This is a genomic window from Stenotrophomonas lacuserhaii (assembly GCF_039674585.1).
Classification (GTDB): Bacteria; Pseudomonadota; Gammaproteobacteria; order Xanthomonadales; family Xanthomonadaceae; genus Stenotrophomonas; species Stenotrophomonas pennii_A.
In genome coordinates this window covers 18,031-39,194 of sequence record NZ_JBDJNU010000036.1, presented here as the reverse complement: position 1 = coordinate 39,194, position 21,164 = coordinate 18,031, and the positions used below count along the sequence as shown (strand labels likewise).

Sequence of the window (21,164 nt, the reverse complement as noted above, 5' to 3'; positions counted from 1 at the left end):
GCCGCGGGACTTCTGGTTTTGCCTGGGTTGGCGCCATCGTGGGGGCGACTTTGTTGCGCGGGGTGGGAGAACCCGTTGGCCCTCCCCGCTTCTGCGCCTGTTGCGGCGGCCGCCCCGGCCCTGAGCGAAAAACCCCGGGCAGGCCCGGGGTTTTCAGCAACCACGTACCCCGCAGGGCTCAGCGGCGCTTCTTGCGCACGTAGAGAACCAGCGAGTGCTCCTCCAGCTCATACCCGTGATCGGCTGCGATCTTGCGCTGCAGCTCCTCGATTTCAGCACTTTCGAACTCGATCACGTTGCCCGAATCCACGTCCACCATGTGGTCGTGATGGCCGCCGCGGTCCAGCTCATAGACGGCCTGGCCGCCTTCAAAATTGTGCTTCAGCACCAGACCGGCCGCCTCGAACTGGGTCAGCACACGGTAAACCGTGGCCAGGCCGATCTCATCGCCGTGCTCCAGCAACTGGCGGTAGATGTCTTCGGCGGTCATGTGGTGCTGGTGGTTCTGGGCATTGCGCTGTTCGAGCAACGCCAGGATCCGCATCCGCGGATGGGTCACCTTCAGGCCGACTTTGCGCAGGTCGTGGGTTTCCATATGTCTCCGTTCATTGGCGATTTAGCGCCAGCTGCCTCGGATTGGGTCGCGGTGGCACGCCGGGAGTGTATCATCGGATCGATTTCCCCAAACGCGATTCCCGATGCGCAATCTCCTGCTGGTCGCCGCCGTTGCCCTGTCCACCACGGGCTGCGGCATCATCTACAAGCAACCCATCTATCAGGGCAACCTGATCCGGGAAGATGCCGTGTCCAAGCTGCAGGTCGGGCAGAGCAAGCAGCAGGTCAACGCCCTGCTGGGCACCCCGTCGGTGGCCGACCCGTTCCATGCCCAGCGCTGGGACTACATGGCCAGCCAGCGCATTGACCGCGTGGGCCGCACCGAAACCAAGAACTTCACGGTGTACTTCGAAAACGATGCGGTCACCCGCTGGGAAGGCGATTACTTCCCGGCCCAGGACTCCAAGCTGGCCACCCAGACGGTGCGGCAGTTCGGCCGCAACCTGCCGAAGGAAAAGAAGAAGGGCGGCGGATGATCCGGTCGTGACGGCCGCTGGCCGTCAATAGGCACCGCCCGAACCTGGTGGGTGACGACCGTCGGTCGTCACGGCCTCACCGACCCACCTGCCTGGGCTGCCCTTTGGCGCGCCGCCGTCGGTTGTCCTTCGGGTCTGCCAGCAGCGGGCGCAGCAGCTCCACCCGGTCCCCGTCCTGCAGCACCTGGTCCAGGCGCGTGACCACCCCATGGATGGCGGTCGCGGGACAGGCGTCGCCGCCCTCCAGCGCCGCAGCCCCAACGGCGTCCGCAACCGTGGCGCCTTCCGGCAGGTCCAGCACGCGCTCCAGCACCCGCTCCGGCCAGGCCAGCACCACCTGCACCCGGATCACCGGCTCATCCCTGCTCGTCAGCCACGCGCACGAAGTCGTTGACCATACGGTCGGCCAGCCCCTGGAAGCCCAGCGCCAGGGCCGGCGCCAGCAACCGTGACTTCGGCTCGAATTCCAGTTCCAGGCTGACCTTGCAGGCGTCTTCGGCCAACGAATGGAAGTCCCAACGCCCGTGCAGGCGCTTGAACGGACCATCGCGCAGCTTCATGTCGATGGATGCAGGGCGTACCAGGGTGTTCTCGGTCATGAACCAGGTCGAGAACGAGCCCAAGCCCAGATCGAGCCGGGCCACCAGGCGCTGGTCGCCTTGCTCCAGGATCTGCGCGGCCGAACACCAACGGAAGCGACGCGGGTAGGCGGCGATATCGTTGACCAGATCAAACATGCGCGCCGCGGAGTGTTCAACCAGGGCGCTTCGACGGATGGTAGGCATTTCAGGTTCGGCTACGGGTGATCGACCGGGCGGGCCCGAATCGGAGACAATACGGGAATGAGCAAGAACAGCAGCAAGGATAAAGCAAAGAACGCGACGGCCAACAAAACCATCGCGTTGAACAAGCGTGCCCGGCACGAGTACCACATCGAGGAGCGCTTCGAAGCGGGCCTCGCCCTGCAGGGCTGGGAAGTGAAATCGATCCGTGCAGGCCGCGGCAACATCGTTGACGCATATGCGTATGTAAAGCAGGGCGAGATCTTCCTGATCGGCGCGCAGATCACGCCGTTGATCCAGGCCTCTACCCACGTGGTGGCCGAAGACCGCCGCGAGCGCAAGCTGCTGCTGCACCGGAGCGAGATCGACAAGCTGGTCGGCAAGGTGGAGCGCGATGGCTACACCATCGTTCCCACCGCGATGTACTGGAGCAAGAACAAGATCAAGCTGGAAGTGGCGCTGGCCAAGGGCAAGCAGGACCACGACAAGCGCGATGCCGCCAAGGACCGCGAGTGGGCGATTGAAAAGTCACGCGTCATGCGCCGCGGCAACCGCGACGCCTGACCACCCGTGCTGTTGGGGTGGGTGACGACCGCTGGTCGTCAATGCGCCGCTCCGGTGGGTGACGACCGTTGGTCGTCACGCTGTTGCTGTCGCTCCTGCCGCTACGCTCGCCGAGCATGGCTCGGCGCTACCACCGGGATAGACCGGTAGTGACGGCCGCTGGCCGTCAATGCGTCGCTTCAGACGTCCACCGCCCCACCCCGCACCCGCGGCGACAACGCCGCGTGCATCACCGCCAGGTGCATCACCACCGCCAGTTCGTCAGCATGGCTGTCATCACCGGCGCGCCAGCGATTCGCCAGCGTCGCCGCTTCGCCTGGCAGCAACGCCAGCAGCCGCGAGTCATCCATGGCATCGGCCGCCTGCTGAAGACGGCGCGACAACCGCCGCGCCTGCAGCACATGGGTCAGTGCGCTCAGCACGGCCAACGCCAGCAGCGCGATCGCCAGGCCATGTTCGAACCATTGGGACAAAACGTCCGGCTCCGGCGCCCACGCCAACACCGCCAGCAACAGCAGGCCCAGCAGCCGCCAATAGCCCAGCGAGGGTCGCTTTCGGCGCGGCCAGTGCACCACTACCGCACTGGCCACCAAGGCCGCCGCCGCCGTCATCGGCAATTCGATCAGGCACCCGGCCGCCACCAGGGCAACCAGCGCCGTCCACACCCACGGCGGCGGCACGGCCCTGCGCAGGTAGCCCATTCCCACCGGGCCGACCAATTGACGAAGGCTGCGCTTGTCGCTTACGTCCACCTGTTACCTCGCCTGCAGAGCCAGTCCCCATGCTCACCCGGCGGGCGTCGCAGATAGGTCGGCAAGACGTTAACAGTTCAAGATGCACGCTCGCTACCCGAATTCGCGCGTTTGCGTGACTGTTCAGCCGGATTGGCGTAGCATCCACTCCGTTGGGCAGCCCTGCTCCAGCGTCATCGGAACCGGGCCAGTACTTGCAGGCACTTGTTTGAAACCGGGGGTGCATTGGTTTCGACGGGGGTTGTGAAGTCGCTTGGCGCATGCCGAGGGGGTAGCTTTCCTCGTAAATCCAGCTGCAAAACTCTAGTTGCCAACGACGACAACTACGCTCCGGTCGCACTCGCAGCCTAAAAGCTGTTGAGTTAGACCTTCTGCCGACTTAGGCGGAGCCTCGAAACTGCTTGTGTCCATGCTCGCAGCGTAGAGTCATTATCATGGAATCGAGCTGGGCGGCTGCCTGTCAGTCCAGCACTAGAACGCAACAGGCTTGTTCCGGGATGTGCTTCGCACACCGTGCTGTTCCGGGACGAGACTCAACGGTGAGCTAAGCATGTAGAGCTGGGGATGGAGTGCCTTCGGACGGCGGTTCAATTCCGCCCACCTCCACCATTGAAGGGACCGTGAAGGTCCGCGAGAGCCCGGAAACCCCCGCAATTCAAGGGTTTCCGGGCTTTTTCGTTTCTCCGCTCAGCGTCCCTCTTCCAATGATCCGCGATGGATGCGCGACAGCCTCCAGCCCGCGTGGGAACGGAAATACCCGGTGTCGCCGGTCAGGGCATAACGGACTGCGGCCCAGGCCGATACCAACGGTGAGGCACGCCAATGACGCGCCTTTGCATAGGCGTAGCGAACAGCACTCATCAGGCAATCGATCTCCTGATGGCATGACGCCGTACACGGAGCTTCTTCCATACCAGGGTGGCCGCCTGCAGCACGACCAGCATCGAGGCAAAGGCAGCGGCAATGCCGAGCAGCGCAATCATGAGGTCCATGAGTGAGTCCTGTGGGTGGGGGTTTTGTTACGCGAATGCAGGCTCATGCCTGCATCCAGAGTCCCCCTGCTGACCCTTCGCGCCCCGTCAATTTGTCGGCGCTCAGGTTAAACCTGCGTGATTCGGGCCCGTTCATCTGATCGAGAAGTTCAGGGTGAGCGGTGGGTCACAAATCCGCCTGAACGGAAATCCTGAAGTGTTAATATTAACCGTTCATCAGAATGCTGACAGCGGCGCGGTCGCATGCAACGCTATGCGCCCCCTACGCCAGAGACGAGACGCTGGCGCGCCGATCCAGAAGGACGCTGCATGAGAGACCTGCGACCGATACTGCTCGTAGAAGACAGCCTGCAGGACGCAGAGCTGACCATCGCCGCCCTGGCACGCTGCCAGTTGCTGAACCCCGTGGTCCACGTGCGCGACGGCGAAGATGCGCTGGATTACCTGCGCAGCACCGGACGCCATGCCGGCCAGCGCCACGGCGGCCCGGTGGTCGTGCTGCTGGACTTGAAACTGCCCAAGTTGAACGGCCTGCAGGTGCTCGCCGAGATCCGGCGCGACGACGCCCTGCGGCATACTCCCGTGGTGATGCTCACCGCCTCCCGCCAGGACCGCGACCTGATGGAAAGCTACGAAGTGGGTGTGAATGCGTTCGTGGTCAAGCCGCTCGACTTCGATGAATTCCTGTCCGCCGTGCAGGAGCTCGGCATGTTCTGGGGAATGACCAACCAGCCGCCGCCGCCGTTCGTGCCGACCGCCTGAGGCGGGTCGTTCCGGCAATCAGCTCCGCAGGTGGCGATGGGCTTTCGCCACCATGCGGTAGACCAGCAGATGGAACACGGCCGACACCGCGCCCACCACCAGTCCGGCCAGTGTGGGCAGCACCGCGCCGAACGTCGGCGCCATGCCGAGCACGAAGCCGAACAGATACTCGGCGCGGTAGATCGGCAGCAGCAAGCCGCTGGCAAATACCCCAAGCAGGATCAATCCCGAGATCGACTCGTTGCCGGTGATGAAGGCCAGTGACAGCAGCGCGCCTGCAAGCATCGCGCCCAGCGCTGCCATCAGCGCCCGTGGGATGGGAGATGCGGACCGTCCGGCCCGCCTTCTGACCACCTCGCCGGCCAACAGGCCGAGCACGGGAAGTACCAGCAGGCCCCACCAGTTTGATATCGCAGGAAGATCTGCCCGGTTGAGCAGATGATGGCTTCTGACGCCGCCGTGGGTGTGCTCCCAACCCACGAACAACAGCGCCGCCACGGCACCTGCGGCCAGTGCGTACAAGCCCAGCAAGCGATAGTCCTTTACCTGCATGATCCTTCCCCGCGCGACGTTGCCCCGATGCTAGAGCGCGCTGTGCAGCGCCCACAACGTGCCGGGCGGCAGGGTGACTTCCGGCGATCCGCCCTCCCCCGCTTCCGCGCGCAGCTGGAAGTGCCTCATGCGTCGGCCCACATCGCACCGGCGTGGCCCTTCAGCAGCTCCCGGCTGCACACGATGAGGCCTTCCACCATCTGTTCGGACACCATGCTGGCGGTGATAGGGTCCTGCCGGAACAGGTGCGCGGTGTGCAGGATATCCAGGATGTTGGACAGCGCTCGCAGCGTGCTGACCGGGCAGGGCATGCAGGCGCTTGGCGCTCAGCGGGTGTTGCGGGTCCATTGGCGTACCTCACAAGGCGGGAGGCCACCGGCGCCGAAGCACGCGGTGGCAGGCGATGCGGGTTGGCGTACCGGGCAAGTAGACAAAATATCCGGCGGATCAGGGATCCCACGCACCGCCCGCCATGGAACCGGAGGGCAGCGCAGTGCATTCTCCGCCTTGCCCAAGGGGCAAAACAGAGACATATGTCTACTTGCTTTCAGGACGCCAATCCCGACTGGCGCTCTACGTCGCCAGCGGTTCCATCCAAACATCGGCAACACAGTGCGTACATGGGCGAACCTGCAAAAGACGACCCGCTCTGCGCTGCGCGGGACGCGACACACGGCTATGCTCAGCGTTGGACCGACTACAGGGATGTGCGATGTTCCACCACTTATCGCTGGGCGTACGCGACCTTGCCCGCGCCGCCCGCTTCTACGATGCCGCGCTGGGCGCGCTGGGGTATCGCCGAGTCTTCAACGGCGACGAATCCATCGGCTATGGCTTGGTCGACGACCATGACCTGTTGCTGCTCAACCTCACCGACAACGACGCCCTGCCGCGTGATGGCTTCCACATTGCTTTTGCCGCCACATCGCAGGATGCGGTTGATGTCTTCCATCGTGACGGTGTCGCCGCCGGCGGCCAGGATAACGGCGCGCCCGGTCCCCGCCCCGACTACGGCCACCACTACTACGCGGCTTTCCTCATCGATCCCGACGGGCACCACGTGGAAGCGGTGATCAACATGCCCGGCATCGGCTGATTCCCGCCCAGTAGAAAAGCCGCATCGTTGCCGATGCGGCTTTCCTGTGCGCGGCTCGCGAAAGACAGGTCAGGTCACTTTCCTGGCGATGGTCATGCCGAGCAGGAACAGCACCACGGCGATGATGATGCCCGCCCAGAACAGGAACTTGGCGATGCCCACCGATGCACCGGCGATGCCGCCGAAGCCGAGGGCACCGGCGATGAGGCCGATGATGGCGAAGATGATGGCCCACTTGATCATGACAGTCCTTTCCGACAGGGAGTTACGTGTTGGCCCAAGCCTAGCGGGACGCATGTCGCGCGCTGGTGATCCCGCCGATTGCGTCGGGTGAAGAGGCTCGACAGGCATTGCCGACGACGTTGCACGGAAACCGCTACCGCCCCGCCCCGCACGGTGTCGTGTTCGCAACAAATCCACTTCCGCCATCAGAACTTTCCCAACTATAGGGCGCGCGCGTTACGACACTTTATGCAATCAAAAACACACCGATGACGCCTTGAACATTATGTCTATACCTTGACGATTAACACTGTGACCCACCGCACACCCGGCGCCCGACTACACAACTAAGGTCGCACTTCCTACATTCACGCGGTCACAGTTTGAATGAATGCCCCCGACGTTGTGCAGCATGCGACCCGCGCCTTTCCCACGCTGGAAAACACATCGACACCGGCTGCAGGAAAATCAAACAGGGTAGAAAGCGTCCTCGCTGTTCGTCATTGGAATGACAGCCTTTTCAGTTTCACCACCACCCGGTCACCGTCATTCCGGTTTGAAAGTGGCCAGTTCGTGATGGTGGGACTGCAGCGGGAAGGGCGCCCGCTGATGCGCGCCTACAGCCTGGCCAGTCCGAGCCATGAAGAACACCTTGAGTTTTTCAGCATAAAGGTGCCCGGCGGTCCGCTCACCACTGAACTCCAGCACCTGCGCCCTGGCGATGAGGTGCTGGTCGGCAACAAACCCACCGGCACGTTGGTGCTTTCCGACCTGCGGCCAGGCCGGGTGCTTTACCTGCTCTGCACCGGCACCGGACTGGCTCCGTTCGTCGGCCTGGCAGGCGACCCGGAAACCTATGCCGCGTTCGAGAAAGTGGTGCTGGTGCATGGCGTGCGCGTGGCGGCCGACCTTGCTTATCGCGATCATCTCCAGCATGAACTGCCTCACCATGATCATCTCGGCGAGGCGGTCCGATCGAAACTGCTGTACTACCCGACCGTCACCCGCGAGCCGTTCTTCCACCAGGGCCGCATCACCGACCTGATCGCCGGCAACCGGCTTTGCGATGACCTTGGCCTGCCCGCGCTTTCGCCGGCCAGCGACCGCGCGATGATCTGCGGCGGGCCGGCCATGCTGGCAGAAACACGCGCCCTGCTGGATGCCCGCGGGTTCGCCGTTTCCCCGGGACGGGGTCGCGCCGGCGACTACGTGGTGGAACGCGCCTTTGCAGATGCCTGATCCCCGCTTGCCGCCACCACGCGGCGACATCCCATGCCCCTTGCTGCAGGAGACCAGCACCATGGATACCCCCGTTACCCCGCCCCCGCGCCGTGTCGCCGTCACCGGTTACGGCGCCATCAGCTCGATGGGCGCCACCGCCGACGCGATATGGCAGGCCATCATGGCCTACCGCGTGGGCTACAAGCGGTACACCCACGACGACCCCGCCATCACCGCACGCTACTTCGGCTTCATCGATGACTTCGGGCGCGAGCAGATGCGACCGTTCCCGAAAAAGACCTCCAAGATGCTGCCGCTGTTCGCCAAGTACTGCCTGGTCGCGGCCGAGGAGGCCATCGACATGGCATTCGGTGACACCGGGCTCGACGACATCTGCACGCCGTTCGACCGTGGCGTGATGCTCGGCACCGGCTGGGGTGGCCTGGATACGGCCAACGCCAACAACAACGACTACCGCCAGACCGGCGTGGCGACGTCGTTCGCCACGGTCATGTCGATGTGCAACGCGGCCACCGCCGGCGTCACCATGAACTGGAATTTCCGCGGCGTGCAGAACAGTCCGGTGGCCGCCTGCGCGACGGGCACCATCGCCATCGGCGAAGCGTACGAGGCCGTCCGCAGCGGACGCGCGAAGGTCATGCTGGCCGGCGGCAGCGAGTCGTTGAAAGAACAGTTCAACGTCTGGTCGGTCGATGTGATCCAGGCCCTGAGCAAGGAGCAGGACGACATCCGGCGCGCCTGTTGCCCCTTCAGCCAGGACCGCAGCGGCTTCGTGCTGTCCGAAGGCGCAGCCGTGCTGTGCCTGGAGGACTACGAGCTGGCACGGCAGCGTGGCGCCCGCATCCTCGGCGAGATCACCGGCTACGCGAACTTCTCCGACGCCTACGACATGACCGCGCCGGCCGAGGACATGCAGGCACGTGTGCAGGTGATCCGCCAGGTGTGCATGCAGGCTGGCGTGACACCCGAGGACATCGGTTACGTGAACCTGCATGGCACCTCCACGCCGCTCAATGATGTCAATGAAACCAATGCGCTGAAGGAAGCACTGGGCCGGGCCGCGCATGCCATCCCGATGTCCAGCACCAAGTCCTATACCGGCCACCTGATCGGTGCAGCCGGCGCGCTGGAGGCAGTGCTGTGCCTGAAGGCCATCGAGCATCGCACCATCCCCGCGACGATCCACCTGGACCGCCCTGACCCGGCGTGCGACCTGAACTACGTGGCCAACCAGCACCTGCACGACCAGGACATCCACAACGCCTTGAACCTGAGCTTCGGCTTCGGCGGCGCCAACGCGGGCGTGATGATCGCCCGGGCGGAGTAAGCATGGACCTTCGTTTCGACAGCCAGGACATCGAGGCCTGGGCGCGGCTCTCGGGCGACCGCAACCCCATCCACTTCGATCGTGAAGCCGCCTTGCGCATGAATGCCGCCGACGTGGTGGTCCACGGCATGCTGGCACTGCTGCCGATCAAGCAGGCATTGGGCCGGGCGACGGCAGCGGAGCCGGGGCAGGACGCCGCACCCTGGATCCATTTCAAGTCGCTGTTGAAAGCGCCTGTCCTGCGCGACCGTGACGTCAGCCTGGCACTGGTCCATCGCGCAGGCCGGACCGGATTCAAGCTGCGCCCCTGCACGGGCGCTGCGGAACATTTCATCGGCAGTGCCCGCCGCATCGAGCCGCCTGCCTGGGACTCCGATGCGCGGCGCATCACCCTTCCGGTGGGCGACACCGAAGCGTGGCTGCGCCAGTTCCAAGGCGGCCTCGGCAGGCAGCTGGATCGATGGGTCGCGCTGGATGCGCTGGTATTCGGTGACTTCATCCGGTACCGCATCAGCACGGCGTTTGATCGGCTTGGGCCCGGCCTGCGCCTGGACGAACAGCTTGACCATATCCAGGACCTGACCTCGCACCTGCTGGTGCAGACCACGCACCAGACCGTGTTTGCCAGCGAGCTCTGCTGCGCAGGCGCGCTTCCCCCCGTCGTCGATTACCAGATCGACAACATCGACCTGGTCGAAAGTGACGGTGAAGCAGTGGGCACGCTCGATCTCGGCGTGCACCTGCAGCAGCGCCACGTCATGACCATCACGTTGGGCCTGATGATCCGGAAACTGGCCCACCCACAGGAGAACGATACCCATGAACACCACTGAATCCGTATTCGACGTCATCCGCGAACTGATCCTGGAACTGAAGGACGACGAGATCGAGAACATCACCTTGGAGAGCACGATCGAAGCCCTGGACCTGGACAGCCTGGACTTCGTGGAAATGCAGGTGGTGGTGAGGAAGAAGCTGGGCGTGGCGATGGATCCCAAGGCGTTCGCCAGCCGCAACATCAGCACGCTCCGGGCGCTCTGCGACTACATCCTGGAGCTCACCGAGGCAGCGCAGGCGCCAGCTTGACCGGGCGTTCCCTCCCAGCTGGCCAACGCGCCGCAAAGGACCACCATGCTGACTGAAACCACGCTTACCATCGCCCCCTCCCGCATCGGGAAAGTGCTCCGCCTCAGCGAGGCCTCGCACCTGGATACGATGGACCACGCCACGGTACTGCCGTGGAATGAGCCGATCGAAAAAGGCATCGCGCCGAAGCACCTGGACCATCTGTGGATCGCCGGCACGCCCTTCGCCGGGGCATTGACCGAGGCCAACCGGCTCGAACTGGCGTGGCTGGAAACAGCGCGCGACATTTCCATGTTCATCTGGCTGGAACAGACCCTGCCACCGTTGTACATGGGCTACATCACCCGCGACCACGCACGCATCGCGCCGGAGCTGCAGGAATACCTGATGGTGTTCTCCAAGGAGGAAATCGTCCATACGCTGACCTTCAAACGCTTCATGGCCAAGGCCGGCCTGCCCCTGTTCAAGCCGCCGCAGGGACTGTACACGCTGCTCACCGACACGCTGCCGGCCATGGCACCGCCGGTGGGCGTGCTGTTCACCCTGCTGCTGGAGTGGGTGGCGGAGATGGGCGCGATGCATACGACCCAAGGGCCGGACGTGGAGCCGATGACCCGCACCCTGTTCCGCGCACACCACCACGACGAAGCACGGCACATCGCCTTTGGTCGGTGGATCGCCGAGTCCTACTTCGAAACCGCCAGCGCGGAAGAGGCCGAACAGGTGCGCGGGATGTCCCGGCAGATCTTCCCGCGGCTGATCGACATGTACACCTACAATCCGGAGATCGCGCTGCACACCTCGTTCCTCTTTCCCGTGCAGCCTGGCGACGCCGAGGCGATCGAAGCGGTGTGGCGGTCGGAGCACAACGCCCGCTTGAACGCCGAGCGTTTTTCCGCGCTGTTTGCGTGGATGGACAAACTGGGCCTGCGCTGATGACCTCGCAGCACTGGGACGCCATCTTCGTGGGTGCCGGCATCACCAGCCTGGCCTGCGCGGCCATGCTGGTGAAGCGCGATCCGGCCGCGCGCCTGCTGCTGATCGACAAGCACATCGTCGCCGGCGGCTATGCATCCACGTTCTCGCGCCCGCGCCTGGAGGCCACGTTCGACTGCAGCCTGCACAAGCTCAGCGGCATGGACGAGGACGGCAACCTGCTGCGGATCCTGCGAAGCCTGGGCCTGGAGGCGGAGCTCGGGCTGGTGCGACCCGCTGACTATTTCTGCGCCCGCCGTGCCGGGCAGAGCCTGGTACTGCCCAACGAGGTGGCCGGCGTACAGGCCTCGCTGACGGCACGCTTCCCCCACCAGGAGGCCGGCATCGCCGCCTTCTTCGAGCAGGTGCTGACACATGGCCGCAACGGCTATTACCAGTTCCAGATGCAGGACGGCAGCTTCGAACCGGACATGGCACAGCTGCGCCATGCCCACCGGCACCTGAAATCCCGGACCGTGTACGAAGGCCTGGCCGAGCTGGTCGACGATCCCTTCCTGGTCGAACTGCTGGCCGCCCCGGGCATCTACGTGGGGGGCTATCCAGAGGATCTCGGCTACCTGTACTACCTGCACGTGGTGTATGCCACCCTGTGCCGGGGCAACGCCTACGTCACCGGCTCCTCGCAGCACCTGTCCAACCTGCTGGCGCAGCAGGTGATCGATGCCGGCGGTCAACTGCTGCTTGGCACGGCGGTGGAACAGGTACTCACCGATGGCGGCGGACATGTGACCGGGGTTCGCACCCGGCGCGGCGCGTTCCATGCCGAACAGGTCTTCATCAATGCATCCCCCCACTACGCCGCGGACAACCTGTTCGGCGAGGAGGTGGCGCTGGAGGACACGATCAGCCGGCTGGCCGCGCTGAAGCCGGCGCGTTCCACCACCACGGTCTACCTGGTCACCGACGCGGACCCGTCCACGCTGGGACTCCCCCACACCGAATCGATGCTGTTCGCCGACGACCCGTCTGCGGCGTTCAGCGCGCGCAGGACCGCGATGCAGGCGCGCGCCGGCGAGGCCGCCAGCGAACACGCGTACTGGCAGTGCCCGCCCATGGAGGTCACCAATTACCGGGCGCTGGATGCACGGGGCGGCAACGTGCTGTGCCTGAACGTACTGGACTCGGCCGCACACTGGCCGCAGCGAAGGACGCCGCCTTATCGGGACAAGAAAGCCCGCGCTGCGGCGGCGCTGGTTGAACGATTGATGCAACAGGCGCCTGGCCTGCGCGGGCACGTGCTGCATACCGAAGTGGCAACACCGCATACCTATGCCCGGTTCACCAACAACACCGAGGGGTCGGGCTACGGCGCCATGGTCGGCACCAGCCTGAAGGGCCACACGTTCCACCACGGGTTTCCCGTGCGTGGCGTCCACTTCCTCAGCGCGTGGGTGGCGGGACCCAGCTACGAAGCGGCATTCGGCTATGCCGAGATGACCGCCAGGCAGTGGACCAGGCCGGCCGGCCGCGCATGACCGTCGCACCATCCAGCACCGCGCAGCGCACCTCACAACGAGTCGAACGGGAGACCGACATGCAGACAACCACTTCATCCACCACCCCCTGGGTGCTGGTTACCGGGGGCAGCCGCGGCATTGGCAAGGGCCTGGTGAAGGCACTCGCTACCGAAGGCTATACCGTGGCCTTCACCTACCAGTCGTCCGCCGCAGCGGCCGGACTGCTTGAACAGGACGTCGCCGCCACGGGCGGGCACGCGCACGGCATCCAGTGCGATGGCCGCGACGCTGCCGCGGTGGAGCAGGCCTGCGAACAGCTCATCGCGCGCTTCGGCGAACCCTATGGCCTGATCAACAACATGGGCATCACCGGCGACCAGTTGATGTTCAACCTGGACGTGGAGCGCTACCGCGACGTGGTGGCCACCAACCTGGATTCGGCGATCTATTTCAGCCGGTTCATGTCCTCGGCGATGGTGCCGGCGCGCCGGGGCCGGATCATCCAGATGTCCTCGGTGACCGGCCTGAGAGGCAACAAGGGCCAGGTCGGCTACGCGGCCACCAAGGCGGCGATGATCGGCATCACCCGCACCCTGGCAGTGGAACTGGCGCGCTTCAGGATCACCGTCAACGCGATCGCCCCGGGCTTCATCGCCACGGAAATGGTCGAGCAGATCGATCCTGCCATCCGCAGATCGATCACCGCCGACATACCGCTCAAGCGCCTGGGCGAAGTCGGCGAGGTGGCTGCATTGGCCAACTTCCTGCTGTCGTCCAGCGCCGGCTACCTGACCGGCCAGACCTTCGTGATCGACGGTGGCCTGACCGCTTGAGCTCCATCACTCCCTCAACCGCAGGAGGTGTTCCATGACGTATGTCGTGACCGAGAACTGCATCCAGTGCCGGCACACCCAGTGCGTGGACATCTGTCCGACAGATGCCTTCCACGTGGGCCCCAATTTCATTGCCATCAATCCGCAGGAATGCGTGGACTGCGGGCTCTGCGTGGCGGAATGCCCGGAGGACGCCATCTTTGCCGACACGGCGCTGGATACGGGAAACCAGCATTTCCTTGCGCTGAACGCCCTGCTGGCGCAGCGCTGGCCGGTGCTGCTGGAGCGTGCTGAACCGCTGCCGGACCACGCGCTGTGGAGCGGCCGCAGTGACCGGCTGGCGCTGCTTGAAGACGCCGAGGCAGATGCATGAAGCAGGCCCGGTGATGCCCTCTTCCGATGCGCCCCTGCTGGTCATCGCCGCGGCACTGACCGCCTTGGCCGCGCTGCTGCACCTGGTGGTGATCGTGCAGGGCCCACGTGGCTACCAGTGGTGTGGTGCGGGCAACCGTATCGTGGCGGCCGCCCGCAGTGGCAGCCGTGTTCCGGCGGCGCTGACCAGCGTGATCTGCGTGGTCCTGGCGGCGTGGGCGGCCTATGCACTGTCCGGGGCGGGCCTGATCGCTCCGCTGCCCCTGTTGCGTCCGGTCCTGGTCGGCATCACCAGCGTGTTCCTGCTGCGCGCGCTGGTGGGCCCGTTCGTCCTGGTCGGCAATGGCCGCAGTGCCCGCTTCGTCCGGGTCAGCTCGGCCATCTGCCTGCTGTACGGGCTGGTGTTCCTGGCCGGCCTGGTGCAGCGCTGGGAGGTGCTGCCGGGTTGATACGGCAAACCAGCCGGAACGGCACATCCCGACCGGTGGCATCCGTGCGAATCTAATCGGGTAACCGATTTCATGGAATGGAGGGATTCCCATGTTGCACCGTCTGCGGCGCCCTGCCGCTTTGCTCCTGCTGGCTCTTGCCCTGCCTGCCGCCGCGGCGGCGCCGCCTGTCCCGTTGAAGGTGATGTCCTTCAACGTACGTACGCCGGCCGATACCGCGCCGCAGAAACGCTGGCCGGATCGTCGCGAGGCGCTGGTGGCCACCATCCGCACGGCGCACCCGGACGTGATGGGTACGCAGGAACTGGTCAAGGAGCAGGCCGATTACCTTGCCGCGCAGTTGCCGGATTACCAGTGGTTCGGCGAAGGGCGACGTGGCGGTGACGGCGACGAGCACATGGGTGTGTTCTACGACAGCAAGGCGCTGGCGCTGGAGCAGTCCGGCAACTTCTGGCTGTCCGATACGCCGGATGTGCCAGGCAGCATCAGCTGGGGCAACCTGTTCCCACGCATGGTCACGTGGGGCCTGTTCCGCCGTGTGGCGGACGGACGGCGCTTCTACCTGTTCAATACCCACCTGCCCTACCGCGATGAAGACGAGCCGCGGCGTGTACGCAGCGCGCAGGCGATCGTGGCGCACCTGAAGACGTTGCCGGCCGATATCCCGGTGGTGGTGACCGGCGACTTCAACAGCGAGCCCGGTGGGCCCACGTATGCCGCGTTCACTACGGCACTGCAGGATGCGCGCACGCAGGTGGCCGCGCCGCGTGGACCGAAGAAGACGTTCCATGATTTCACCGGCAAGGCGACCACGGAACTGGACTGGGTGCTGGTGCGTGGGTTCAGGGCGCGCAGCTTCGCCACCCTTGACGGGCGGGTGGACGGCATCCTCCCTCCCTACCTTGCCCCGGGGGGGGTGGACGGGGCGGGGGCGGCGCGAAAACCCCCCGGCGTGCCGCCCCGCCGCCGCCACTACCGGGTGTCGCCTGCGCCGGGTAGCGCCGGGCCATGCCCGGCGAGCGCAGCGGCAAGCGCAGGAGCGTGACGACCAACGGTCGTCACCCACCACGGCCAGCGGTCGTCACCCACCTACCGCCAACGGTCGTCACCCACCACGGCCAGCGGCCGTTATTACCGGGGCTGCGTCAGTTGGCCAGCGCGACGGTCGGCTGGGCCGCCTGGCCCCAGCCGCCGAGTGCCTTGTACACGCCCACCACGCTGACGTTCACCTCCGCTTCGGCGGCGGCCAGTGCATCGTCGGCCGACAGCTGCGTGCGCTGCGCATCGAGCAGGGTCAGGAAGTCTTCCGACCCTTCGCGATAGCGGATCTGCGCCAATGTTTCCGCACGCCGTGCGGCCTGCGCCTGCTCGGCGACGATCGCCAGCCGGGCCTGCTGCTTGGCGTAGCGGGTCAGCGCGTTCTCCGTGTCTTCCAGCGCCAGCAGCACGGCCTGTTCGTACTGCGCCGCCACGCCATCGGCTTCGGCCTTGCTCGCCTTCAGGCGCGCACGCACGGTGCCGAAATCAAACGCGGCCCAGCTCAACGACGGGGTCAGCGACCAGGCCTTGTTGTTGCCGTTGACCAGCCCGCTGGCATCGCCCCCCAGGAAGCCGACGAAGCCGCTCAGTGACAACCGCGGGAACAGGTCCGCGGTGGCCACGCCGACCCGCGCGGTGGCCGCGGCAAGCCGCCGTTCGGCCACGCGTACGTCCGCTCGCTGGCGCAGCAGTTCGCGGGTGTCGCCCAGCGGCAACGCCTTGGCGAAGGCCGGTACATCGCGCGGGGCGAGCAGGCCGTCCAACGCATCCGGACGCAGGCCCAGCAGCACCGCCAAGCGATGCCGCGACTGGGTCTGGGCGACTTCCAGCAGCGGGATGTCCGCCTCGATGGCCTTCAACCGGGCACGGCTGCTCTGCACGTCCAGCTCGCTGCCGGCGCCCAGGTCCCAGCGGGTTTCGGTCAGCTTCTGGGTATCACGCAGGTTGCCCAGGGTCTGTTCGGCTACTGCGATGCGCTTCTGCGTGCCGCGCAGTTCGAAGTAGTTGCGGGCCACTTCGGCAGCGACCAGCACCTGGGCGTCGGCGAGGTTGGCCCACTCCGCATCCAGGTCCGCGCGCGCCGCTTCGGCGGCACGACGCTGGCGACCGAACAGATCCAGCTCCCATCCAGCGTCGAAGCCGAGCTGGTAGGTCTCACTGAACACCCGGTCGCCACCGGCCAACGCATCAGGCTGCTTGCGGCGGTCGTACGAACCGCCCGCGGTGACGTGCGGGGCCTGGTCCAGTCGGCGTTCAACGAACACCGCACGCGCCTGCTGCACGCGCGACACCGACACGCGCAGGTCCAGGTTGTCGGCCAGCGCGCGGTGCACCAGTTCCTCCAGCACCGGATCATCGAACTGTGCCCACCAGGTCGCCACCGGCGACTCGGTGCTGTACACCGGCGCCGCCGATCCCTGCAGGGTCACCGGGGCTTCCACCGGGGCCTTGTAGTTGGGTCCGACCGTCACGCAGCCGGCCAGCAGCACGCTGGCCAGGGCAACCACCAGGGTTTTGATCACCACGGCAGCACCTCGCCCAGGTAGGTGAAGCTGCCGTTCGGCCCATCGGCATCCAGCAACGCCATCTGCACGCTGGACTGCGCACCCACGGTCACTTCCACTTCGCCCTCGCCACCGTTCATGTCGGTCTTCACGTAACCCGGGTGCACGGTGTTGACCTTGTGCGCGGTGTCGCGCAGTTCGTAGGCCAGCTGTGCGGTCCACGCATTGACCGCGCTCTTGGACACGTTGTAGGCCGGCACCTTGAAGTCATAGATGGGCGAACCCGGCTGGCTGTGCAGGGTGACCGAACCGAGCAGGCTGGACACGTTGACGATGCGCGCGGCGGCCGACTGGCGCAGCAGCGGCAGGAACGCCTGGGTCACCGCCACCAGCGCGAACACGTTGGTGTCGAAGGTGCGGCGCCAGGCATCCAGCGACTGCTGCGACGGCGCCTTGCTGATGTCATCAAGCAGGATGCCGGCGTTGTTCACCAGGATGTCGAGGCGGCCATGGCGCGTGCGGACCTGCTCGACGGCAGCGGCGATGCTGGCTTCGTCGGTCACGTCCAGCTCGATGGCTTCCACCGGCAGCCCTTCGGCCTGCAGCTTCAGGGCGACGTCCACGGCGGTGTCGCGCCTGCGGCCGGCCAGCAGGGTGTGCACGCCGGCCTGCGCCAACTGGCGCACGGTCTCGGTACCGATGCCACGGGTGGCGCCGGTGACCAGCGCGATCTTGTTGGTATTCGCGTTCATTGTGGGGTTCCAGGTTGGGTCAGGGGGTAGCGCCGGGCCATGCTCGGCGGCTACCGGGGGAGGAACGGGTCAATGGTGCAGCGTGGACTCGCCGTGGGTCACCAGCTGGCCACCGCCATTGCGGGTGACGAACTTGCGCAGGGCCACGTAGAACACCGGGGTCAGGAACAGGCCGAACAACGTGACGCCCAGCATGCCGGCGAATACCGTGATGCCGGTGACCGAACGGACCTCGGCGCCTGCACCATGCGACAACACCAGCGGCACGGTACCGGCGATGAAGGCGATGGAGGTCATCACGATCGGGCGCAGACGCAGGCGGCAGGCTTCCAGCGCCGCTTCGACGATGCCCTTGCCGCCCATTTCCAGCTCCCGGGCGAACTCGACGATCAGGATCGCGTTCTTGCACGCCAGGCCCATCAGCACCACCAGGCCGACCTGTACGAACACGTTGTTGTCACCGCCGGTCAGCCACACGCCGAACAGGGCCGACAGCAGGGTCATCGGGACGATCAGGATCACCGCCAGCGGCAGCGACCAGCTTTCATACAGCGCGGCCAGCACCAGGAAGGCCAGCATCACCGCCACCGGGAACACGATCAGCGCGGCATTGCCCTGGGTCGCCTGCTGGTAGCTCAGGTCGGTCCATTCGGTGACCATGCCCGGCGGCAGCACCTGCGCGGCGATTTCGGTCAGCTTGGCCATGCCTTCGGTCGATGACAGCAGGCGCGGGTCGGTTTCACCGGCCAGGTCGGCGGCCGGGTAGCCGTTGAAGCGCAGCACCGGGTCCGGGCCGAACGTCTGCTTGACGGTGACCATCGAACCGATCGGCACCATCTCGCCGCGGTCGTTGCGGGTACGCAGTCGGCCGATGTCTTCCACGCTGTCGCGGAACTGTCCATCGGCCTGGGCGATCACCTGCCAGGTACGGCCGAACTGGTTGAAGTCGTTGACGTAGGACGAACCGAGGTAGGTCTGCAGCGTGTCGAACAGTTCGGTCAGCTGCACGCCCTGGGCCTTGGCCTTGACGCGGTCCACTTCAGCATCCAGCTGCGGCACGTTGGCCTGGTAGCTGGTGATCGGGAAGGCCATGCCCGGGGTCTGCGAAACAGCACCCTGCATGGTCTGCACGGCTGTCTGCAGCGCACCGTACCCCAGGTTGCCGCGGTCTTCGATGAACATCTGGTAGCCGTTGCCGTTGCCCAGGCCGAGGATCGGTGGCGGCATCATCGAGAAGGCGAAACCTTCCTGCAGCGCGGCGATCTTCTGGTTGATCTCCGCGTTGATCTGCGCTGCGGTGCGTCCGTTACGCTCGCTGAAGGGCTTCAGCGGTACGAAGGCCACGCCGGTGTTGGGCGTATTGGTGAACTGCAGTGCGTTGAGGCCAGGGAAGGAAATGGTGTGCGCCACGCCATCGGTTTCCATGGCGATCTGCGCGACCTTCTTCAGCATCGCGTCGGTCCGGGCGATGGAAGAGCCTTCCGGCAGCTTCACGCCGGCGATCAGGTACAGCTTGTCCTGGGTGGGAATGAAGCCCGGCGGGACCAGCTTGAACATCACCCCGGTGCCGACCAGCAGCAGGGCGTACACCACGAACACCGCGCCACGCTTGCCGAGGATGTTCGACACGCTGCGCTCGTACTTCTCCGAGCTGGACTTGAAGAAGCGGTTGAACGGGCGGAAGATCCAGCCGAACAAGCGGTCGATGATGCGCGTCGGCGCATCCTTGGCGGCGTCGTGCGGCTTGAGCAGGCGCGCGGCCAGGGCCGGCGACAGGGTCAGCGAGTTGATCGCCGAGATCACCGTGGAAATGGCGATGGTGACCGCGAACTGCTTGTAGAACTGGCCGGTGACACCGGACAGGAAGGCCATCGGCACGAACACCGCGCACAGCACCAGCGCGATGGCGACGATCGGGCCGGACACTTCCTTCATCGCCTGGTGGGCGGCCGCGGTCGGCGACAGGCCTTCTTCGATGTTACGCTCGACGTTCTCCACCACCACGATCGCATCATCGACCACGATGCCGATCGCCAGCACCAGCCCGAACAGGCTCAGCGTGTTGATCGAGAAGCCCAGCAGGTACAGTGCGGCGAAGGTACCCACGATGGACACCGGCACGGCGATCAGCGGAATGATCGAGGCGCGCCAGGTCTGCAGGAACAGGATCACCACCAGCACCACCAGCGCGATGGCTTCCAGCAGGGTGGACACCACGGCCTTGATCGAGTCGCGCACGAAGATGGTGGTGTCATACACCGCTTCGTACTTGACGTCGGCCGGGAAGGTCTTCTGCATCTCGTCCATTGTGTTCATGACCGCATCACGGATCTCCAGCGCATTGGCGCCGGGCGCCTGGAAGATGCCGATACCCACCGCGTTCTTGCCATCCAGCTGCGAACGCAGGGTGTAGTCACCGGCGCCCAGTTCCAGCCGCGCCACGTCGGACAGCCGCACCACCTCACCATCGACGCCGCTCTTGAGCACGATGTCGTTGAATTCCTGCTCGCTCTTCAGCCGGCCCTGCGCGTTGATCAGGGTCAGGAACTGGCTGTTGGGCATCGGTTCGGCACCCAGCTGGCCCGCCGACACCTGCACGTTCTGCTCGCGCATCGCCCTGACCACGTCGCTGGCGGTCAGCCCGCGCGCGGCGATCTTGTCCGGATCCAGCCAGGCACGCATGGCGTAGTCACCGCCACCGAAGATCTGTGCATCGCCGACGCCCTGGATGCGCGACAGCGCGTCCTTGACGTGCAGGCGGGCGTAGTTGCGCAGGTACAGCGTGTCGTACTTGCCGTTCGGCGAGGTCAGGTGCACCACCATCAGGAAGGTCGGCGACTGCTTCTGCGTGGTCACGCCCTGCCGCCGCACGTCTTCGGGAAGACGGGCCTGGGCCTGCGCCACGCGGTTCTGCACTTTCACCGCCGCCGCGTCCGGGTCGGTGCCCGGGCGGAAGGTGATGGTCATCTGCAGCACGCCATCGGAGCCGGCGACGGACTTCATGTACATCATGTCCTCCACGCCGTTGATCGCTTCTTCCAGCGGCGTGGCCACCGTTTCGGCGATCACTTTCGGGTTGGCGCCCGGGTACACGGTACGCACCACCACCGAAGGCGGGACGACGTCGGGGTATTCACCGGTCGGCAGCAGCGGGATGCTGATCAGGCCGGCGGCGAAGATGATGATCGACAACACCGCCGCGAAGATCGGCCTGTCGATGAAAAAGCGGGAAAAATCCATTGGAATGTCCTTGGGTTTGGCCGGCGTGGGGGTGCAGCCACCCTGCCCCTGCCA

At 65.5% G+C, this 21,164-nt stretch carries 26 protein-coding genes and 1 other RNA gene; 15 read left to right on the top strand and 12 right to left on the bottom strand.

Annotated elements, in window-relative coordinates:
• Positions 1-178: 178 nt before the first annotated feature.
• Entirely contained in the window at positions 179-595 is a 417-nt protein-coding gene (gene fur / locus ABE522_RS13520; protein WP_042612306.1) for a ferric iron uptake transcriptional regulator, read from the bottom strand.
• Positions 596-698: 103 nt separating this feature from the next.
• Here fur and ABE522_RS13515 point away from each other — a divergent pair, with 103 nt between their 5' ends.
• Positions 699-1,091 (top strand): outer membrane protein assembly factor BamE, encoded by a 393-nt coding sequence (locus tag ABE522_RS13515; protein WP_346592138.1) that lies wholly within the window; start codon positions 699-701, stop codon positions 1,089-1,091.
• A 76-nt stretch (positions 1,092-1,167) separates the two neighbouring features.
• Here the strand turns inward: ABE522_RS13515 and ABE522_RS13510 are convergent, their stop codons facing one another.
• Entirely contained in the window at positions 1,168-1,443 is a 276-nt protein-coding gene (locus tag ABE522_RS13510; protein ID WP_346592137.1) for an RnfH family protein, read from the bottom strand.
• A 4-nt stretch (positions 1,444-1,447) separates the two neighbouring features.
• The gene (locus tag ABE522_RS13505) at positions 1,448-1,876 is read right to left on the bottom strand and encodes a type II toxin-antitoxin system RatA family toxin (RefSeq protein WP_346592136.1); all 429 of its coding nucleotides are present in this window, start codon (positions 1,874-1,876) and stop codon (positions 1,448-1,450) included.
• A 57-nt stretch (positions 1,877-1,933) separates the two neighbouring features.
• Here ABE522_RS13505 and smpB point away from each other — a divergent pair, with 57 nt between their 5' ends.
• A complete protein-coding gene (gene smpB, locus ABE522_RS13500; RefSeq protein ID WP_042612310.1) occupies positions 1,934-2,437 on the top strand; it encodes an SsrA-binding protein SmpB in 504 nt (167 codons plus the stop codon).
• Positions 2,438-2,616: 179 nt separating this feature from the next.
• Here smpB and ABE522_RS13495 read toward each other — a convergent pair whose 3' ends face one another.
• Entirely contained in the window at positions 2,617-3,138 is a 522-nt protein-coding gene (locus tag ABE522_RS13495; protein ID WP_346592141.1) for a hypothetical protein, read from the bottom strand.
• Between the two features lie 267 nt (positions 3,139-3,405).
• On the opposite strand from ABE522_RS13495, the gene ssrA reads away from it, so the two are divergent.
• Positions 3,406-3,798: a transfer-messenger RNA gene (ssrA, locus tag ABE522_RS13490) on the top strand.
• Between the two features lie 78 nt (positions 3,799-3,876).
• Here the strand turns inward: ssrA and ABE522_RS13485 are convergent.
• Positions 3,877-4,050, bottom strand: coding sequence for a hypothetical protein (locus ABE522_RS13485; protein WP_346592135.1), 174 nt, complete (start codon positions 4,048-4,050; stop codon positions 3,877-3,879).
• On the bottom strand, positions 4,050-4,181 hold the full coding sequence (locus ABE522_RS13480) for a hypothetical protein (RefSeq protein WP_346592134.1): 132 nt from the start codon (positions 4,179-4,181) through the stop codon (positions 4,050-4,052). The genes ABE522_RS13485 and ABE522_RS13480 overlap by 1 nt, the downstream gene beginning before the upstream one ends.
• Before the next feature lie 309 nt (positions 4,182-4,490).
• On the opposite strand from ABE522_RS13480, the gene ABE522_RS13475 reads away from it, so the two are divergent.
• Positions 4,491-4,943, top strand: coding sequence for a response regulator (locus ABE522_RS13475; protein WP_346592133.1), 453 nt, complete (start codon positions 4,491-4,493; stop codon positions 4,941-4,943).
• Between the two features lie 18 nt (positions 4,944-4,961).
• Here ABE522_RS13475 and ABE522_RS13470 read toward each other — a convergent pair whose 3' ends face one another.
• Positions 4,962-5,495, bottom strand: coding sequence for a hypothetical protein (locus ABE522_RS13470; protein ID WP_346592132.1), 534 nt, complete (start codon positions 5,493-5,495; stop codon positions 4,962-4,964).
• Positions 5,496-5,620: 125 nt separating this feature from the next.
• Complete coding sequence (locus ABE522_RS13465) at positions 5,621-5,806, bottom strand: hypothetical protein (protein WP_346592131.1); 186 nt, start codon at positions 5,804-5,806, stop codon at positions 5,621-5,623.
• 401 nt (positions 5,807-6,207) lie between these two features.
• On the opposite strand from ABE522_RS13465, the gene ABE522_RS13460 reads away from it, so the two are divergent.
• A complete protein-coding gene (locus tag ABE522_RS13460) occupies positions 6,208-6,591 on the top strand; it encodes a VOC family protein (RefSeq protein ID WP_346592130.1) in 384 nt (127 codons plus the stop codon).
• A 69-nt stretch (positions 6,592-6,660) separates the two neighbouring features.
• Here the strand turns inward: ABE522_RS13460 and ABE522_RS13455 are convergent, their stop codons facing one another.
• Positions 6,661-6,834, bottom strand: coding sequence for a DUF1328 domain-containing protein (locus ABE522_RS13455; protein WP_346592129.1), 174 nt, complete (start codon positions 6,832-6,834; stop codon positions 6,661-6,663).
• Positions 6,835-7,200: 366 nt separating this feature from the next.
• Between ABE522_RS13455 and ABE522_RS13450 the strand changes: the two genes are divergently transcribed.
• The 10 genes from ABE522_RS13450 (at position 7,201) to ABE522_RS13405 (ending at position 15,620) form a co-directional block, all read left to right on the top strand.
• On the top strand, positions 7,201-8,052 hold the full coding sequence (locus ABE522_RS13450) for a ferredoxin--NADP reductase (protein ID WP_346592128.1): 852 nt from the start codon (positions 7,201-7,203) through the stop codon (positions 8,050-8,052).
• A gap of 61 nt (positions 8,053-8,113) precedes the next feature.
• The gene (locus ABE522_RS13445) at positions 8,114-9,382 is read left to right on the top strand and encodes a beta-ketoacyl-[acyl-carrier-protein] synthase family protein (RefSeq protein WP_346592127.1); all 1,269 of its coding nucleotides are present in this window, start codon (positions 8,114-8,116) and stop codon (positions 9,380-9,382) included.
• A gap of 2 nt (positions 9,383-9,384) precedes the next feature.
• Complete coding sequence (locus ABE522_RS13440) at positions 9,385-10,215, top strand: MaoC family dehydratase (protein ID WP_346592126.1); 831 nt, start codon at positions 9,385-9,387, stop codon at positions 10,213-10,215.
• Positions 10,202-10,468, top strand: a complete 267-nt coding sequence (locus ABE522_RS13435; protein ID WP_346592125.1) for an acyl carrier protein — start codon at positions 10,202-10,204, stop codon at positions 10,466-10,468. The genes ABE522_RS13440 and ABE522_RS13435 overlap by 14 nt, the downstream gene beginning before the upstream one ends.
• A 45-nt stretch (positions 10,469-10,513) precedes the next feature.
• The gene (locus ABE522_RS13430) at positions 10,514-11,404 is read left to right on the top strand and encodes a diiron oxygenase (RefSeq protein WP_346592124.1); all 891 of its coding nucleotides are present in this window, start codon (positions 10,514-10,516) and stop codon (positions 11,402-11,404) included.
• Entirely contained in the window at positions 11,404-12,939 is a 1,536-nt protein-coding gene (locus ABE522_RS13425) for a phytoene desaturase family protein (RefSeq protein ID WP_346592123.1), read from the top strand. The genes ABE522_RS13430 and ABE522_RS13425 overlap by 1 nt, the downstream gene beginning before the upstream one ends.
• Positions 12,940-12,998: 59 nt before the next feature.
• The gene (gene fabG / locus ABE522_RS13420) at positions 12,999-13,754 is read left to right on the top strand and encodes a 3-oxoacyl-ACP reductase FabG (protein ID WP_346592122.1); all 756 of its coding nucleotides are present in this window, start codon (positions 12,999-13,001) and stop codon (positions 13,752-13,754) included.
• A gap of 34 nt (positions 13,755-13,788) precedes the next feature.
• The gene (gene fdxA / locus ABE522_RS13415) at positions 13,789-14,127 is read left to right on the top strand and encodes a ferredoxin FdxA (protein WP_346592121.1); all 339 of its coding nucleotides are present in this window, start codon (positions 13,789-13,791) and stop codon (positions 14,125-14,127) included.
• Positions 14,128-14,140: 13 nt separating this feature from the next.
• Positions 14,141-14,575, top strand: a complete 435-nt coding sequence (locus tag ABE522_RS13410; RefSeq protein WP_346592120.1) for a hypothetical protein — start codon at positions 14,141-14,143, stop codon at positions 14,573-14,575.
• A 91-nt stretch (positions 14,576-14,666) separates the two neighbouring features.
• On the top strand, positions 14,667-15,620 hold the full coding sequence (locus ABE522_RS13405; protein ID WP_346592119.1) for an endonuclease/exonuclease/phosphatase family protein: 954 nt from the start codon (positions 14,667-14,669) through the stop codon (positions 15,618-15,620).
• Between the two features lie 100 nt (positions 15,621-15,720).
• Here the strand turns inward: ABE522_RS13405 and ABE522_RS13400 are convergent, their stop codons facing one another.
• The 3 genes from ABE522_RS13400 to ABE522_RS13390 form a co-directional block, all read right to left on the bottom strand.
• On the bottom strand, positions 15,721-17,139 hold the full coding sequence (locus ABE522_RS13400; protein WP_346592118.1) for an efflux transporter outer membrane subunit: 1,419 nt from the start codon (positions 17,137-17,139) through the stop codon (positions 15,721-15,723).
• Positions 17,133-17,870, bottom strand: a complete 738-nt coding sequence (locus ABE522_RS13395; RefSeq protein WP_346592117.1) for an SDR family oxidoreductase — start codon at positions 17,868-17,870, stop codon at positions 17,133-17,135. Before ABE522_RS13395 ends, ABE522_RS13400 begins: the two co-directional genes overlap by 7 nt.
• 69 nt (positions 17,871-17,939) lie before the next feature.
• On the bottom strand, positions 17,940-21,110 hold the full coding sequence (locus ABE522_RS13390; protein WP_346592116.1) for an efflux RND transporter permease subunit: 3,171 nt from the start codon (positions 21,108-21,110) through the stop codon (positions 17,940-17,942).
• Positions 21,111-21,164: the final 54 nt, after the last annotated feature.

Excerpts from the sequence above, each read along its gene's own strand:
- fur (WP_042612306.1), bottom strand. The coding sequence starts at position 595 with ATGGAAACCCACGACCTGCGCAAAGTCGGCCTGAAGGTGACCCATCCG.
- ABE522_RS13445 (WP_346592127.1), top strand. The coding sequence starts at position 8,114 with ATGGATACCCCCGTTACCCCGCCCCCGCGCCGTGTCGCCGTCACCGGT.
- ABE522_RS13515 (WP_346592138.1), top strand. The coding sequence starts at position 699 with ATGCGCAATCTCCTGCTGGTCGCCGCCGTTGCCCTGTCCACCACGGGC.
- ABE522_RS13450 (WP_346592128.1), top strand. The coding sequence starts at position 7,201 with ATGAATGCCCCCGACGTTGTGCAGCATGCGACCCGCGCCTTTCCCACG.
- ABE522_RS13425 (WP_346592123.1), top strand. The coding sequence starts at position 11,404 with ATGACCTCGCAGCACTGGGACGCCATCTTCGTGGGTGCCGGCATCACC.
- fdxA (WP_346592121.1), top strand. The coding sequence starts at position 13,789 with ATGACGTATGTCGTGACCGAGAACTGCATCCAGTGCCGGCACACCCAG.
- ABE522_RS13505 (WP_346592136.1), bottom strand. The coding sequence starts at position 1,876 with ATGCCTACCATCCGTCGAAGCGCCCTGGTTGAACACTCCGCGGCGCGC.
- fabG (WP_346592122.1), top strand. The coding sequence starts at position 12,999 with ATGCAGACAACCACTTCATCCACCACCCCCTGGGTGCTGGTTACCGGG.
- ABE522_RS13410 (WP_346592120.1), top strand. The coding sequence starts at position 14,141 with ATGCCCTCTTCCGATGCGCCCCTGCTGGTCATCGCCGCGGCACTGACC.
- ABE522_RS13475 (WP_346592133.1), top strand. The coding sequence starts at position 4,491 with ATGAGAGACCTGCGACCGATACTGCTCGTAGAAGACAGCCTGCAGGAC.
- ABE522_RS13440 (WP_346592126.1), top strand. The coding sequence starts at position 9,385 with ATGGACCTTCGTTTCGACAGCCAGGACATCGAGGCCTGGGCGCGGCTC.
- ABE522_RS13435 (WP_346592125.1), top strand. The coding sequence starts at position 10,202 with ATGAACACCACTGAATCCGTATTCGACGTCATCCGCGAACTGATCCTG.
- ABE522_RS13430 (WP_346592124.1), top strand. The coding sequence starts at position 10,514 with ATGCTGACTGAAACCACGCTTACCATCGCCCCCTCCCGCATCGGGAAA.
- ABE522_RS13405 (WP_346592119.1), top strand. The coding sequence starts at position 14,667 with ATGTTGCACCGTCTGCGGCGCCCTGCCGCTTTGCTCCTGCTGGCTCTT.
- ABE522_RS13480 (WP_346592134.1), bottom strand. The coding sequence starts at position 4,181 with ATGGACCTCATGATTGCGCTGCTCGGCATTGCCGCTGCCTTTGCCTCG.
- ABE522_RS13455 (WP_346592129.1), bottom strand. The coding sequence starts at position 6,834 with ATGATCAAGTGGGCCATCATCTTCGCCATCATCGGCCTCATCGCCGGT.
- ABE522_RS13470 (WP_346592132.1), bottom strand. The coding sequence starts at position 5,495 with ATGCAGGTAAAGGACTATCGCTTGCTGGGCTTGTACGCACTGGCCGCA.
- ABE522_RS13460 (WP_346592130.1), top strand. The coding sequence starts at position 6,208 with ATGTTCCACCACTTATCGCTGGGCGTACGCGACCTTGCCCGCGCCGCC.
- ABE522_RS13390 (WP_346592116.1), bottom strand. The coding sequence starts at position 21,110 with ATGGATTTTTCCCGCTTTTTCATCGACAGGCCGATCTTCGCGGCGGTG.
- ABE522_RS13495 (WP_346592141.1), bottom strand. The coding sequence starts at position 3,138 with ATGGGCTACCTGCGCAGGGCCGTGCCGCCGCCGTGGGTGTGGACGGCG.
- ABE522_RS13485 (WP_346592135.1), bottom strand. The coding sequence starts at position 4,050 with ATGAGTGCTGTTCGCTACGCCTATGCAAAGGCGCGTCATTGGCGTGCC.
- ABE522_RS13395 (WP_346592117.1), bottom strand. The coding sequence starts at position 17,870 with ATGAACGCGAATACCAACAAGATCGCGCTGGTCACCGGCGCCACCCGT.
- ABE522_RS13465 (WP_346592131.1), bottom strand. The coding sequence starts at position 5,806 with ATGCCCTGCCCGGTCAGCACGCTGCGAGCGCTGTCCAACATCCTGGAT.
- smpB (WP_042612310.1), top strand. The coding sequence starts at position 1,934 with ATGAGCAAGAACAGCAGCAAGGATAAAGCAAAGAACGCGACGGCCAAC.